The organism is Bacteroides congonensis, from assembly GCF_900130125.1.
Taxonomy (GTDB): Bacteria; Bacteroidota; Bacteroidia; order Bacteroidales; family Bacteroidaceae; genus Bacteroides; species Bacteroides congonensis.
Window position 1 is genome coordinate 331,288 of the sequence record NZ_FQXY01000009.1, and the last position, 15,407, is coordinate 346,694.

The following is a 15,407-nucleotide window of genomic DNA, read 5'->3' on the forward strand; positions in this document are numbered from 1 at the left end:
TTGAGATATAACTACTATAATTTGAAAATTAATAAATTTATGCTACGTACTATCAGACTTACAGCCGCCATCGTGTGCTTCACGCTTATTACCCTGTTGTTTCTTGACTTCACGGGTACCTTGCACACCTGGTTCGGATGGTTGGCGAAAATTCAATTACTGCCGGCTCTATTAGCCTTGAATATAGGTGTCGTATTGTTTCTTGTTGTGCTTACTTTCCTTTTCGGGCGTGTGTACTGCTCGGTTATTTGTCCGTTGGGGGTATTTCAGGATATTATCTCCTGGGTATCAGGCAAGCAAAAGAAGAACCGCTTTCGCTATTCACCTGCAATGAAATGGTTGCGATATGGTGTTTTAGGAGTATTCATTATTATGATGGTTGCAGGGTTGAATTTCCTGGCTATTCTGATAGCACCTTATAGTGCGTATGGCCGGATAGCTTCCAGTCTCTTTGCACCGGTATGGCAATGGGGAAATAACCTGTTAGCATATTTTGCCGAGCGAATGGACAGTTATGCCTTTTACGAGGTGGATGTTTGGATGAAAAGTCTTTCAACGCTTCTTATCGCTGTGGTTACCTTTATAGTTCTCGGCGTTTTAGCGTGGCGCAACGGGCGTACGTATTGTAATACGATATGTCCGGTGGGTACTGTATTGGGATTCATTTCCAAGTATGCGATATTCAAACCTGTGATTGATGCTTCCAAATGTAATGGCTGTGGCTTATGTGCCCGCAACTGCAAGGCGTCATGTATTCATTCAAAAAAACATGAGATTGATTACAGCCGGTGTGTAGCTTGTATGGATTGCCTGGATAAGTGTAAACGTGGAGCTATCAAGTACACGAGACGGACTGCTACAAAAGATACGTCTGTGGCAGAAACAGTCAAAGCGCACTCTGTTACTGCGGAACAGGTAGATAACGCCCGGCGTAGTTTTCTTTCAGCATCGGCAATCTTTGCTACGACTTCCGTATTGAAAGCCCAGGAAAAGAAAGTGGATGGGGGATTGGCTGCTATTGAAGACAAGAAGATTCCCAGTCGGGAGAATCCTATTTATCCGCCGGGGGCATTAAGTGCCCGTAATTTTGCGCAGCATTGCACTGCCTGCCAATTGTGTGTTTCCGTATGCCCCAACCAAGTGTTGCGTCCTTCTGATAATCTGATGACCTTGATGCAACCCGAAATGTCATATGAGCGTGGATATTGTCGTCCAGAATGTGCGAAATGTGCGGAAGTATGCCCGACAGATGCCATTCACTTGACCAGTTTGGCTGAAAAATCAGCTATTCAAATCGGCCACGCTGTATGGATAAAGGAGAATTGTGTGCCATTGACCGATGGTATGGAGTGTGGCAACTGTGCTCGCCATTGTCCTACTGGAGCTATTCAGATGGTGGCGTCCGATTCTGAAAAGTCGGATTCTCCAAAGATTCCGGTAGTGAACGTAGAGAAGTGTATCGGCTGCGGAGCTTGTGAGAATCTTTGTCCTTCTCGTCCGTTCAGTGCTATCTACGTGACAGGACATCAAATGCACAGAATTATTTGATTTAATAAATCAGTATAAGTAGTATGGAAGAAAAAAAGAAAAAAGATATAAATAGAAGAGATTTCATTAAGATTGTAGGTATCAGTGCTGCCACGTCGACAGGTTTACTATACGGATGTTCTTCAAAAAACAACTCCGCTTCGGGCAGTGCCACGGGAGAAGGGGAGATACCGACTGATAAAATGACTTACCGGACATCTCCAACTACCGGTGACCGTGTTTCACTTTTGGGATATGGTTGTATGCGCTGGCCGCTCAAACCCGCTCCGGACGGTAACGGAGAAGTCATTGACCAGGATGCCGTTAACGGATTGGTCGATTATGCGATTGCCCATGGAGTGAATTATTTCGATACATCTCCGGCTTATGTACAAGGTTTTTCCGAGAGAGCAACGGGTATTGCGTTGAGCCGCCATCCCCGAGATAAATATTTTATCGCTACCAAACTGTCCAACTTTTCTCCGGACACATGGTCGCGTGAAGCATCACTTAAAATGTATCACAAGTCATTCGCCGAACTTCAGGTTGACTACATCGACTATATGTTGCTTCACGGCATTGGCATGGGCGGGATGGATGCCCTCAAAGGACGGTATCTGGATAACGGCATACTCGATTTCCTGATAAAGGAACGCGAAGCAGGGCGTATCCGTAATCTCGGATTCTCTTATCATGGAGATATTGAAGTATATGATTATCTGCTTTCACGGCATGATGAAATTAAATGGGACTTCGTGCAGATACAGCTCAATTATGTAGACTGGAAGCATGCGAAAGCAACTAACGCCCGAAATACCGACGCCGAATATCTGTATGGCGAACTGCACAAGAGAGGGATTCCGTCTATTATTATGGAACCGCTTCTGGGTGGGCGTTTGTCTAAGTTGAATGACAACTTGGTGGCACGTCTCAAGCAACGCCGTCCCGAAAACAGTGTCGCTTCATGGGCGTTCCGTTTTGCCGGCTCATTCCCGGATATACTGACTGTATTAAGCGGCATGACTTATATGGAACATCTGCAGGATAATCTCCGTACTTATTCTCCCTTGGAACCGTTGACGGATGAAGAAATGGACTTCCTCGAAGAAACGGCACAGTTGATGCTGAAATATCCTACCATTCCCTGCAATGACTGCAAGTATTGTATGCCTTGCCCGTACGGACTGGATATTCCGGCTGTTCTCCTGCATTATAACCGTTGCGTCAACGAAGGGAATGTGCCCAAGAACGGACAGGATGAAAACTATGCCAAAGCCCGTCGCGCATTCCTCGTCGGTTATGACCGCAGCGTGCCGAAACTTCGTCAGGCAAGCCATTGTATCGGATGCAACCAGTGTGTGGCGCATTGTCCGCAAAACATAGATATACCCAAAGAGTTGCATAGGATAGACCAATTTGTCGAACAACTGAAACAAGGAACTTTATAATGGAAGAATTAATCAATTTATTACATAGCGGAGAATATTCCTGCGTGATTGCCAACGAAGGAAAGGTACGTACTTTTACCCAACGCGGGGTGGCTGACTTATATGATTTGCTGACTCAGGAACCGGATTTCCTGAAAGGAGCTTTGATTGCCGATAAGGTTGTCGGGAAAGGGGCGGCAGCCCTGATGATTTCAGGTGGTATAAAAGAGCTGTACACAGATATTATCAGTTCTAAAGCTATGGACTTGTTTCGGACATCGGATGTAAAAGTCGGTTTCGGGCAGGAAGTACCTTTTATCTGGAATCGCGACCGTACGGGATGGTGTCCTGTAGAAACGATGTGTAGTGAAGAAGAATCTGCTGAAGCTATTTTACCGATGATTCGTGACTTTCTTGAGAAAGTCAGAAGCAAGAAGTAAAAGAAAGAATCAGATACACGGAATAAAATATGAGAAAAGATACAACTTGTCTGTTTCTGCTCGCCGGTCTGCTTTCTGTTCCGGGAGTGGCACAGAATAAAAAAGACAGTACACAGTTCCGAAGAAACTACGTCATTGACGAGGTAGTAGTCACGGGAACACGGAATGAGACGGATGTACGCCATCTTCCGATGACTATCTCCGTAGTAGGGCGACAACAGATTGAGAAAAGGTACGAACCCTCTCTTTTACCGTTGCTGACGGAACAGGTTCCGGGATTGTTCACTACCAGTCGCGGTATCATGGGATATGGCGTCTCCACCGGAGCGGCGGGAGGTATGAGCCTGCGGGGTGTCGGTGGCAGTCCCACGGCAGGATTGTTAGTTTTAATAGACGGTCACCCGCAGTATATGGGACTGATGGGGCATCCGATAGCAGATGCTTACCAATCCATGATGACGGAAAGGGTAGAGGTTTTGCGCGGCCCTGCATCCGTGCTTTACGGTTCAAATGCTATGGGAGGAGTTATCAATATCGTCACCCGCAAGCAAGAGGAAGAGGGGATAAATACCAATATGCAAGTAGGATATGGTTCATATAATACATTGCAGACCGAGTTTTCCAACCGTGTGAAAAAGGGACGTTTCAGCAGCATCGTAACCGGTTCTTACAACCGGACGGACGGGCATCGTCCTGATATGGAATTCGAACAATACGGCGGATATGCAAAACTGGGTTATGAGATAAGCTCTTTTTGGAAACTAGCGGGAGATGTCAACGTCACCCATTTCAATGCTTCCAACCCCGGAACAATTCAGGTTCCACTTATCGATAATGATTCGCGTATCACTCGTGGAATGACTTCATTCGCATTGGAAAATCATTATAACAATACATCGGGAGCATTGAGCTTTTTCTATAACTGGGGACGGCACAAGATAAACGATGGTTATCAGTCGGGAAAAGAACCGCAGACAGCGCATTTCAATTCTAAAGACAAGATGCTGGGCGTATCGTGGTATCAGAGTGCGACTTTCTTTGCCGGCAATCGTATTACGGCAGGGTTTGATTATCAGCATTTCGGTGGTGAATCGTGGAATAAAGTGGTAGCTACGGGCAAACGTAAGCCGGGAGTTGACAAACAACTGGATGAATTTGCAGGATATGTTGATTTCCGTCAGGACATAAACAATTGGTTTTCATTGGATGCTGGTATCCGTGTAGACCACCATTCTCATGTAGGCACAGAATGGATACCACAAGGAGGATTAGCATTTCATCTGCCGAAAAGCGCGGAACTCAAAGCAATGGTCAGCAAAGGATACCGTAACCCGACGATTCGTGAAATGTATATGTTCGCCCCTGCCAACCCTGAACTGCAACCGGAAAAACTGATGAGTTATGAACTTTCCTATTCGCAGCGTTTACTGGACGGGGCATTATCCTATGGAGTGAATCTTTACTATATCAATGGTGATAATATAATAATGTCAAACGGACTGGTTCCGCCATTGAATATCAATTCCGGGGAAATCGAGAACTGGGGTGTCGAAGCCAATATCAATTATCACATTAATTCGCATTGGAATATCAATGCCAATTATAGTTGGCTGCATATGGAGAATCCGGTTCTTGCCGCTCCCGAACATAAACTGTATGCGGGAGTCGATTATTCTTCGGGGCGTTGGAGCGTATCGACCGGATTGCAATATGTAAAAGGGCTTTATACCTCTGTCACCAAAGGGCGTGAACAACAAGAAGATTTTGTTTTATGGAATCTTCGGGGGAATTATCGTGTATACCGTTTCGCCAGTCTCTTTGTGAAAGGGGAGAACCTGCTTGCGCAACGTTATGAGATAAATGCCGGCTATCCTATGCCGAAAGCTACATTTATGGGTGGTATTAATTTGAACTTTTAAATAATAAAATGAATATGGAATCAACTACTGTAAAACTCTATTCGCTGAACTACAACAATGTAAATACCTATTTGGCAGCCTCGTTATTTGTCATTGGCAATATGCTTTTTCCCAAACTCTTTCATCTCATCCCACAAGGAGGAATAACCTGGCTGCCAATCTATTTCTTTACGCTGATCGGTGCGTATAAATATGGTTGGAAAGTAGGACTGCTGACCTCTATCCTTTCGCCTGTTATAAACTCTGTACTCTTTGGAATGCCAATGCCGTCCGCACTACCTGCCATCCTATTGAAATCCGTATTACTGGCTGTTACTGCCGGATGGACTGCACAACGTTCTGGACATATCTCCATCCTTCTTCTGGCAGGTGTAGTACTTACATACCAATCTATAGGGACATTAGGAGAATGGGCTTACATCGGCAACTTCTATAAAGCTGTTCAGGATTTCCGTATCGGTATTCCCGGAATGTGCCTGCAAGTATTCGGTGGCTATTTATTCATTAAATACCTGATTCGCAAATAACAATATAACGTCAGTTCAATATAAGTCTGATTAGGTAAAAAGAGTCTGGTATCGGTTGATGCCAGACTCTTTTTGAATTTATATGCTTCCATTTAATCACTTAGTGAAAGTATCATTTCCTATATCGTTACATTATTCATATATATTTGATATTGTCATATCACAAGCTTGAAAAAAATATTATTCGTTTGCGTCATCCGTTTCGTCTTCATCCTCTTCCAAAGTAACAGGAGAGATGTTTCCCCCACATTTTGCATATTGGCTCGGACTCATCTTATAGTGTTTCTTAAATACTTCCCGGAAATATTTGCTATCGGAGAATCCGGTCATGTCAGAAATTTCATTGATATTATGCTGTCCTTCTTTTAAGAGCACTGCAGCGCGTTTCACACGAGTAAGTTGAATAAAACCATTTGGGGTATATCCGGTTAATGTTTTCAGCTTGTTATATAAACTTGTACGCCCCATGCATTGCAGTTCACAGAGCATAACCACACTGAGTTCTGTATTGTCAATATTATCCATAATATGTTTCTTTACATCCGATATGAATTTCCAGTCAAGGCTATTTGTTCCTTTAGCTGATGGAACCATTGACTGCATATCCGTTTCCAAGCTCGCGTATCTGCTACGTAGCAATGCCCGGTTGGTCAATAGATTCTTGATGCTCTCTCTCAATATTGTCACATTGAAAGGCTTGATTATATATTCGTCCGCCCCAATCGACAGTCCTTCAAGAATATCTTTTTCTTCTCCCAATGCCGTAAGCAGCAATACTGGAATATGTGAAGTCTCAATATCATTCTTTATAGCAACACATAGCTCATCACCTCGCATTTCGGGCATCATCACATCAGTAAGGACAAGTTCCGGCCAAAATTCTTTTATTATAATCAGTGCTTCCTTACCATTGGCACAAGTCTGTACATTATACAAAGGAGAAAGTAAATTAACCAGGTAGGAACGTAACTCATCATTATCCTCTACAACAAGGATACGCTGTAAATCCGCATTATTGGCTGCATTGGCGATACTTTTGAACGTGGCCGGAGCAGTCAGTTCCGGTGTTTCCAATGCAGGTTCAGGGGCGGGTTTCTGATTCGGCTTCTGAAGAGCCCTATTGTCTTTCTGAAAAACAATCTTGACAGTAGTCCCCTGATATTCGGTACTTTCTATATTGATTTTTCCATTATGAAGACGAACCAACCTATTCACCAGCATCAACCCTATGCCACTACCCGTAACTTTGGAGTTAATGGCATTGCTGGCACGAAAATGCAATTTGAACAACTTATTTTGTTCAGCAGAAGGAATCCCGATGCCGGTGTCACTTATCACCACTTTCCATGAGTCATTCGTATCAGAGACAAAGACACTGACTTTTCCGTTTTCCGGCGTATATTTTAACGAGTTCGATATTATATTTTTCAGAATAGAATCCATCTTTTCTTTATCGAACCATACATTCATATAACTGAAAGTGCTTTCGTAAGTAAAGTCTATATGTTTGATACTGGCATAATTGGTAAATGCGGCACACACCTCTTTCATATAAGTATTCAGCTCATATTCGGATATATACAACTCGGAAGAATATACGTCAGCACGTTCAAAATTAATAAGGTTACTAGTCAGTCTCAAAAGAGAATCTACATTCCTCAACGCAGTCTTTGTACGGGTTACCCCAACCTCTGTAAGAGTCTCCTCTTCGAGCAATTCTTCCAAAGGCGCCTTTATCAAAGTCAGCGGAGTACGTATGTCATGGGCTGTATTGATAAAAAATTGCGTTTTTTCATCTGATATTTTCTTTTGTTTTCTCAGGTTCATCGTACGTATAATGAAAGAGATTCCCCATATTATAAACAAGACATAGCACAAGATAGCCCACCAACTAGACCAGAAAGGCTGCGTGATAATGATCTTCATCGCACGCTCCTCAAAGACAACATCATGTTCCTCTCTGGATACGGCACGCACACGAAGCGTATATTTTCCTGGCGGCAGATTGGTGAAACGAATCAGATTTGTTGTTCCCGGCTGTGTCCATTTCTCATAGAATCCTTCTAACTTCCAGGAATAAAGCGCATTTCCCGGAGAATCGTAATTGACAGTGGAAACATTGAGGGAGAAAGTATTTTGATTATATTTCAACTTCAACACTTCTGTGTCGTTTATACATTCCTGCAAAGGGGAGTCCTCACTATCCGGATAGACAGGTAGATAAGAAATATGAAAGTCGCTGAATATCATCTTTGAAAACTTATAACGGGGGAACCTGGCATTTTCAGGAATTTCGATAACCCCGTCCGTACTACCGAAAACAAAACTTCTATTTTTGCGTAATGTACCCGAAGAGGCATTAAAATAAGCAGGTAGTAATCCTTCTCCTCTAGTCCAGTTATGAAAGTTCTTTTCTTTGGTGAAGAAACATGTGACCCCATTCTCCGTACTCATCATGATACGTCCGTCCACTTCCGGCAATATCGTGAATATCCGGTTGGAGACTAATGCCGAATTATCCGTATAGTAGTGTTCAAGAGTATGGTTCTGTATATTGTACACAAACACTCCTGAGCCATTTGTTCCTATATATAACGAGCCGTTGTCAGCCTGATAAAGCGAATTGATATAAGCCGCTCCCATCTCTGCTTCAATATACTGGTATTGGCCGGAATTTCTATTCAACAAATACAATCCGGTAGCCGTGCCAATCCACATATGTTCCTTGTCATGCTCCACAATAGAAGTGATAGAACTCACTCCGGGATACAAACGCACCTTTTTGGTTTCCAGATCAAAACATTTCAAGTTATAATATCCGCCCGACCATATGTTACCTTTCGAGTCCTTTATCATATCACGAATATATTTGTCCGGACGCATATTGATAGAAGTGAGCAGGTAAGGGGAGAAGTATTCGACAGATAATGTATGCTTGTTTATTTTATAAATACCCGAAGTGTAGCCACCTGCCCAGATAATGCCGGGAGATACTTCGCACAAAGTAATAAAGATATGATTTTTATCTTTCAATTGTTCGTTAAAAGAGCTCAGGAATGAATGCCACTGCCCTGTTGTTGAATTATAAAGACTGATGCCGTTACTGGTGCCAAACCATAAATCGCCCTCACTGTCTTCAATCACGGCATGTACCTGATCATTGATTAATGACTGTTTATTCCCCATGGCATGCTTCAACCAATGGTAATTTTCATATCGATAATCTATTATCGTAATGCCGGTCGGGTAATTGGCAAGCCATATCCGCTCTTCTTCATCAACAAAGATATCATTGATATTATTACCATTCATTTCATTATAACTTTGATAGTTTGCCACAATGTAATGTTCCAGCTTACAAGTGTTTATGTCGATCTTATATACCCCCATTCCTTCTGTCGATATTAATAGCTGCGACTCGTCCAATGGAAAGATACAAGTTATATTTACATCACTTAGATCGGCTTCGGGTTTTATTATTTCCCGGCTATTCATATCATATACGAACATTCCTCTCTCAAATGAACCGATAAACAATCTTTTTAATGCTTGATGGTAATACAGTTCGTTCACTTGCGCATGAAAATAGTCAAGCGTTTCAACAGGAATAATTTCCAGTTCACCGTTTTCCAGCCTGGCATATCGGATTCCCGTTTCTGTCGCTATAAAGAAATGGTGCTCGTCCACTTGTGTTATTGCTGTTATATTGCTATGCAGTATATTGGGGAATTGGACTATCCGGGCGTCTCCGACATTATAAAGCAATATGGAATGCTTACGGCATAACCATATATTATCATTGTTGTCCATATAGCCATAACTAATCGTTTCCAGGCTATTCGGCAACTTGTACACCATTTTAAAGTCGTCATACTTTAATTCATATTGGAAAATCCGTCCCTGCTTGCCAATGACCCATGTCCCTATATGAGGCTTGGTATATATCCACCCCAAATGGATGGGAGCTTCAAGCGTACTGTCATCCTTATTTAGTTTGTAATGCTTTATGTCCTTACCGTTATAGCGATCCATACCTTCATCGGTAAGAAACCACATATATCCCTGATCGTCTTTTTGGATACTGAATATTCTCCGGTTGCTCAATCCATCTTCAGTCCCTATATATTTGTATGTTTGTGCAGTGACCCAAACAGGAAAAAAGAAGAGAATATAGATAATGTATTTCATGTTAGTATTTGTTTTATACTACTTCTAGTGATAACAGTCAACGAAATTATACAAAACCAATGAAAGAAACAAAGAAACAGGAGATATTCTTTTTAAAAAATTTCATTTGGAAAGTTTTTTATTTCCAAAGTTGATTATTTACTTAAAGAACTTGACTTATCTGAGAAATATTCTTCCATATATATACATAATTCGCATTTTGTTTGTTTGGTTAATTTAATCAATCAGGCTTTATATCCAATTTCTTTTTATATACCCATACACTTAATATGAAATAAATGATAACCTGAATCCACAGGGTTAGGTATTCCGGTTTTATATCCGCCATATCGGCTCCCATAGAATTCAGTTTTACAAAGGCAAGTGTGCCCGGTGCGGCGGGAAGAATATAATGTGCGGCTTTCCAGTACCAAGGCATCAATTCCATCGGATAAGAAACTCCGGAAAGGAAAATCAATCCGACTGAAAAAAAGGCAATCATGAGTAACGGAGCTTCTGAATCTGTAAAATATCGGGAAGCTGCCAGTCCCAGAAAAGAAGTTGCCATCAGATAAGGAATCAGCAATAATATAATATACAATCCGTTTCCGATATTAGGGATACTGAAAAAGTAGGGAAGCAAGCCTAGCAAAAAGAAAGAAAAAACAGCATACAGAGTACAATATACGGACGTTTTTCCTGCCACAATGCGAATTGCGACTCCCCATCCCTGTCCGAAAGGCGTATAGGCACGAATTTCCCGATTGGTATGTTCGTCTCCGGTCACCATGCCGATAACCATCAGCAAAGTCTGGAAAATAATAATCATCATAACTGCCGGAATCAGATAGGAACCATATCCTTCCGTATAATTATAGAGTGCAGTCCCTGCTACGTTCACCGGTTTTGCCATAGCTACCGCCAATAATCCCTGCGGTGGAAGAAACACTGCTCCATCCGGTCGGTATTTGTCATTAATTGCCAACATGACACGCGAAGAGGCTCCTTGCAATGCTTCAAAATACAAAAACGCGTCGGTCGTCGCATATAGGGAGAATACGGATTCTTCCCCACGAAATACCCGTTCTTCAAAATCATGGGGCAGATAGACTATTCCTTGCACCTTACCCTCTTTCATCCATTCTTTGGCTTCGTGATAATCTATTGCCTGATTGTATATTTCCGCCTGCGGGGTGGCATCCAGCCAACGGATGAAATTACGGCTTAGTTCACTATGCGAATTATCCACTACGGCAACAGGCACATCTGTTACAATATTGGGGGCATACATATAATTATAGAGTAACCCATACATGAAGATTCCGCCCATCAGCACTAACAGAACGGCATAACTAGTGCTTATGGCGAGAAACTCCCGGCGGATAATGAACGATAATTGCTGGATTCTATTTAATGTTTTCATATTTATGACTTTCTATAGCTCGTTTTAAATGGGGAAGCAGCGACAAGGCCAGCAGCGGGAAAATACATAGTATCACTGCCGACTGCCAAAGATGGACGAACCCGCCACCCGCATAAAGTATCGTTTGCATTATTTCCGTAAAATGACGGACAGGAAAAAGATAAGAAGCATCTCTCACCAGCGGATACATATTGGGAACCGGAAAAGTAACTCCGGACAAGGTAGCCCCTAAAGAACCGACCATGGAAACGACGCTGATAACCAGTGATACCGCCGGAAACAAGGAAAATAAAAATAACCCGAGCGCCTGCGTCGCGACAACAAAGAGCGCAGTTATCATATTCATAAACCACCAACTCCCTTGAAAAGGAATGTGCAGGATACCGAACATGACATAATTGGCAAACCATCCTATCAGTATATATATAATGGTATAGGGGAGCAATTTACCCAAAATGGCGGTCACCATATTGCCCTTGGCGGTAGCCAGCCAGTCGGCCGCCGTGCGGAATTTGATTTCAATGCCGGCTGCATATACGGTAGTCAGCAGAATCAAGACCTGAAACAGGACAAAGAAAAAAGGCTGGCTCAGATAAACCGAATAATCCAGGCTGGGATTGTATATCGGATGATTGCTGGCTTGTACAGGCAGTAGGAATGTGGTAATCTGCTGTTGTTCCACTCCCAAAGATACGGCTTCCATCACAATAGGCGAAAGGGACACGGGGACCAATGATGTTTCAAAAGCTGCCATCAGCTCACCGCCTACCGATAGCAAAGCGTAATGATAATAGTAGGAGAGGGTAGCATTTTTTCCGGTGGTGGCATCCTGCTCAAATTTCGGGGGAATGGAAAGATAGCCGTATATTTCTTTCCTTTGCACGGCTTCGCGGGCAGCCGCTTCATTTATATAATGCTTCGTCACTTTAAAAGTAGGCACGGCAGAGATATTCCGGGCGATAGCCCGGGAAGTGGCGGTATTATCCTGATCGACAATGCCGACAGGAATATTCTCCATCTGCCCGTTGCCGAAGATTGTAGCCATAAAGAAGAGGGTAAACAACGGCAAAATGATACAGACACCGAAATAAAGACGCCGTGAAGTCATTCGCCGCCACTCCCTGAGCAGTACGGAACGAAAAGGTGAATATCTGTGTGATGAATCCATTCTATGATTGATTTTGCTACATTCATTAATCAAGTGTCAATAACACAGACATACCGGGGCGCAAATCGTCCACCTTTTGAGTGGGACGGGCGTGAATCTCGAAAGTACGCAAGTCATAGCTTCCGGTCTGTTTTGTCGACTTCCAAGTAGCAAAGCTGCCCAGTGGACTAATATAATAGATTTTAAATTCAATATTCTTTTTGCCGATGGCAGGTACGTCTGCGACAAATGTTTCTCCCATCCTGAATTGTGGCATCAGGTCTTCGCGCACATTGAGCACGACATGTACATCATCCATCACTACCAGATTCATAATTGGAGTTCCCGGAGCGACTAACTCTCCGCGTTTTGGAAAGATGGTCGCTATTTGCCCGTCTTCGGGGGCTGTCAGCCGGGCATCGACCAATAAAGCGGAGACTTCGTCTACTGTACTTCGGGCGGCATCTACCATACTGGCGGCAGACGCTTTATCTTCCTGCTGTGCGCCGTCTACAGCCATCTGGTATTGTTCATAGGCTGCACGCTCGGCAGCGACAGCCGCTTTGTACATCGCTTCCACTTCATCTTTTCTCTGCGAAGTGACCACGCTATCTTTATATAAGGTAAGAATACGGTTATAAGTCGTTTCAGCGAGACCGAGGTCACTTTTTGTTTTGTTCCATAGTTGCAATGCGGTAGCTACAATCTGACGGCGGGTTCCTGCATCTATTTTCTTGTTTTGTTGCACGGCAACCTGTTCCAAAGCATTCACTTGCTGATATTTGGCATGCACCTCAGGGCTATTGATGACGACAAGTGTATCGCCTTGGCGCACCCAGTCACCTTCCTGAACGAAAAATGTATCTATCCGTCCGGGAAGTTTTCCGCTGATACGGATTTCTGTTGCTTCTGCTTGTCCTTGAAGCACCATCGGTTGTTTATGCATCAATATGATTCCAAGGGCTGTGAAGATACCCACAGCCAACATTATAATCACAAAAGCCCATGATAGGGTTCTACTGGCTAGTTTCATTGTTTGTTACGGTTTAGGTTGATAGTTTGCAAATTGTTCCGGTGTGCCACAAAGTGAAAGTAAATTCATCAGTGCCACATCATATTCATAATATGCTGCCAGGCGAGCCACTTTTACATTAGCAAGCATGGTTTCAGCATCAATAACTTCGGTAGAGGTCGCCATCCCTTCTGTGAAAGATTTCTTCCGAATCCGTACAAGCTCTTCGCTTAAAGCAATCGTAGCGTTCAGGGCTTTTACATTGTCCTGCGCTTTTTGTAGTTGCGTATAAAGCTTGTCCACTCCGACAGCAAGCTCGTCGCGGGCTTTCATCTGTCCCAAGGCCAACGTCTGCTCTGTCAGTTTGGACTGCCGTACTTTCTTCTCACGGTCTAACCCGTCAAAGAGATTCCACGTAAAGCCAATTCCTATCATGGTACGTGGCAATAGATTGCTCTGAATGCCATGCGAATATAGGGTTTGTTTTCCGAAAAGAGCTATATTCGGCAGATAACCGCTTTGAGCAATCCGCACCTCTTGTTTGGCAATATGCTGCTGCAATTGCAGTTGGTTGAGCACATAGTTTCCACTATTCACGGAGAGGTCAAAAAGCATCTTGGGCGGGATGGTATCATTCATGAAAAGGGGAGAGGTGGGAATGATATTCTCATCAGTATCCTTTTTATTCAATAAAACTTTGAGTGCGCTTTGCACTACGGTTTCTTCCTTACGTGCGGCTTCCAACGCGCGCTTTGCTTCATCCATATTCACTTGCGCAAAAAGTCGTCCTGCCTTGTCAATCATTCCGGCTGCTTCAAGTTTCAAGGCATTCTCATAATGCTTCTTCAGTCCGTTGTAGGTTTCTTCGCGAACAGTCACGATTTGTTGCGCCAATCGTAATCCATAATAGCTCTCGGCCAATAAATTCTGTTGCCCGGCGGATACTTGTGCCCGGTTTTCCCGAGCCAGGTCTACCATTGTCCGACCTATATTAGTAGCACGAAAACGCTTACCACCGGAAAACAGCACCCATTCCGCAGATAAATCGACAGTAGTCAGGTTTCTCGGGGTCAAAGGAAAAACAAGCGTATTTGCTCCTATCTTATCCAATATGGATGAAATAATTTGGTCATCCGGGATAATGGAATGTACAAAGTCTTTAGCCGGGTCTGTAAACTGCGATAACGGTTGTTTTACTTCAATCTTCTCGGACATATGTACAAATGCTCCCGTAGACTGAAGACTGGGATACCAAAAAGCATTCAGTTTGTCACGTTCTGCCTTGGCTATCTCAATTTCTTTGTCAGCAATCTTCAGGCTCTGATTTCCCTGATTAAGAAGACGCAACGATTCTTCGAAACTTAATGGTGTCTGTGCATCTACCCGAATAATGGAAAAACACAAAGTCAATAGTACAAAAAGTAACTTATTTTTTTTCATACTGGTTAGGTTATATCTATTTTGAGCTATTCTAACAGATAAAAAGACAGGTTTGTTCATTTCACAAGGCACAGAGATTATTTCATCAGCAAAACAAATATGAAAGATACTTTTTCCTGCATTAAAATTTCAAAGATTTTATTTGAGATATAAAAATTATGTTTACCTTTGCATCACCGTTTCAGAAAGCTTTTTGCAGAGAAACGTAACAATGCGGTAATAGCTCAGTTGGTAGAGCACTAGCTTCCCAAGCTGGGGGTCGCGAGTTCGAGCCTCGTTTACCGCTCCACTGATAATCAGGTAGTTATCTTAGGATGGCTACCTGATTTTTGTTTATAGAATAAGACGTTAAACGGTGGTTGAACTGACTAAAGTTCA

Annotated in this window: 10 protein-coding genes and 1 tRNA gene; 6 read left to right on the plus strand and 5 right to left on the minus strand. The window is 43.0% G+C overall.

Annotated elements, in window-relative coordinates:
- Window positions 1–39: 39 nt before the first annotated feature.
- The 5 genes from BQ7997_RS07885 to BQ7997_RS07905 are packed head-to-tail and all read left to right on the plus strand — an operon-like array spanning window position 40 to window position 5,840.
- Entirely contained in the window at window positions 40–1,548 is a 1,509-nt protein-coding gene (locus tag BQ7997_RS07885; RefSeq protein ID WP_073346449.1) for a 4Fe-4S binding protein, read from the plus strand.
- A gap of 23 nt (window positions 1,549–1,571) precedes the next feature.
- The gene (locus BQ7997_RS07890; protein ID WP_044653779.1) at window positions 1,572–2,975 is read left to right on the plus strand and encodes an aldo/keto reductase; all 1,404 of its coding nucleotides are present in this window, start codon (window positions 1,572–1,574) and stop codon (window positions 2,973–2,975) included.
- Entirely contained in the window at window positions 2,975–3,394 is a 420-nt protein-coding gene (locus BQ7997_RS07895; RefSeq protein WP_022138274.1) for a DUF1893 domain-containing protein, read from the plus strand. The genes BQ7997_RS07890 and BQ7997_RS07895 overlap by 1 nt, the downstream gene beginning before the upstream one ends.
- 29 nt (window positions 3,395–3,423) lie before the next feature.
- Window positions 3,424–5,313, plus strand: a complete 1,890-nt coding sequence (locus BQ7997_RS07900) for a TonB-dependent receptor plug domain-containing protein (protein ID WP_073345267.1) — start codon at window positions 3,424–3,426, stop codon at window positions 5,311–5,313.
- 14 nt (window positions 5,314–5,327) lie between these two features.
- Window positions 5,328–5,840, plus strand: a complete 513-nt coding sequence (locus tag BQ7997_RS07905; RefSeq protein ID WP_073346451.1) for an ECF transporter S component — start codon at window positions 5,328–5,330, stop codon at window positions 5,838–5,840.
- Between the two features lie 180 nt (window positions 5,841–6,020).
- On the opposite strand, the gene BQ7997_RS07910 is transcribed toward BQ7997_RS07905, so the two are convergent.
- The 5 genes from BQ7997_RS07910 to BQ7997_RS07930 form a co-directional block, all read right to left on the minus strand.
- The gene (locus BQ7997_RS07910) at window positions 6,021–10,028 is read right to left on the minus strand and encodes a hybrid sensor histidine kinase/response regulator transcription factor (protein WP_073345269.1); all 4,008 of its coding nucleotides are present in this window, start codon (window positions 10,026–10,028) and stop codon (window positions 6,021–6,023) included.
- A gap of 220 nt (window positions 10,029–10,248) precedes the next feature.
- Entirely contained in the window at window positions 10,249–11,430 is a 1,182-nt protein-coding gene (locus BQ7997_RS07915) for an ABC transporter permease (RefSeq protein WP_073345272.1), read from the minus strand.
- A complete protein-coding gene (locus BQ7997_RS07920) occupies window positions 11,414–12,598 on the minus strand; it encodes an ABC transporter permease (protein WP_073345274.1) in 1,185 nt (394 codons plus the stop codon). The genes BQ7997_RS07915 and BQ7997_RS07920 overlap by 17 nt, the downstream gene beginning before the upstream one ends.
- 25 nt (window positions 12,599–12,623) lie before the next feature.
- On the minus strand, window positions 12,624–13,610 hold the full coding sequence (locus BQ7997_RS07925) for an HlyD family secretion protein (RefSeq protein WP_044655781.1): 987 nt from the start codon (window positions 13,608–13,610) through the stop codon (window positions 12,624–12,626).
- Between the two features lie 6 nt (window positions 13,611–13,616).
- Window positions 13,617–15,029, minus strand: coding sequence for a TolC family protein (locus tag BQ7997_RS07930; RefSeq protein WP_044655780.1), 1,413 nt, complete (start codon window positions 15,027–15,029; stop codon window positions 13,617–13,619).
- Window positions 15,030–15,242: 213 nt separating this feature from the next.
- On the opposite strand from BQ7997_RS07930, the gene BQ7997_RS07935 reads away from it, so the two are divergent.
- Window positions 15,243–15,318 (plus strand) — tRNA-Gly (locus tag BQ7997_RS07935).
- Window positions 15,319–15,407 lie beyond the last annotated feature (89 nt).

Excerpts from the sequence above, each read along its gene's own strand:
- BQ7997_RS07900 (WP_073345267.1), top strand. The coding sequence starts at position 3,424 with ATGAGAAAAGATACAACTTGTCTGTTTCTGCTCGCCGGTCTGCTTTCT.
- BQ7997_RS07910 (WP_073345269.1), bottom strand. The coding sequence starts at position 10,028 with ATGAAATACATTATCTATATTCTCTTCTTTTTTCCTGTTTGGGTCACT.
- BQ7997_RS07895 (WP_022138274.1), top strand. The coding sequence starts at position 2,975 with ATGGAAGAATTAATCAATTTATTACATAGCGGAGAATATTCCTGCGTG.
- BQ7997_RS07915 (WP_073345272.1), bottom strand. The coding sequence starts at position 11,430 with ATGAAAACATTAAATAGAATCCAGCAATTATCGTTCATTATCCGCCGG.
- BQ7997_RS07925 (WP_044655781.1), bottom strand. The coding sequence starts at position 13,610 with ATGAAACTAGCCAGTAGAACCCTATCATGGGCTTTTGTGATTATAATG.
- BQ7997_RS07905 (WP_073346451.1), top strand. The coding sequence starts at position 5,328 with ATGGAATCAACTACTGTAAAACTCTATTCGCTGAACTACAACAATGTA.
- BQ7997_RS07890 (WP_044653779.1), top strand. The coding sequence starts at position 1,572 with ATGGAAGAAAAAAAGAAAAAAGATATAAATAGAAGAGATTTCATTAAG.
- BQ7997_RS07920 (WP_073345274.1), bottom strand. The coding sequence starts at position 12,598 with ATGGATTCATCACACAGATATTCACCTTTTCGTTCCGTACTGCTCAGG.
- BQ7997_RS07885 (WP_073346449.1), top strand. The coding sequence starts at position 40 with ATGCTACGTACTATCAGACTTACAGCCGCCATCGTGTGCTTCACGCTT.
- BQ7997_RS07930 (WP_044655780.1), bottom strand. The coding sequence starts at position 15,029 with ATGAAAAAAAATAAGTTACTTTTTGTACTATTGACTTTGTGTTTTTCC.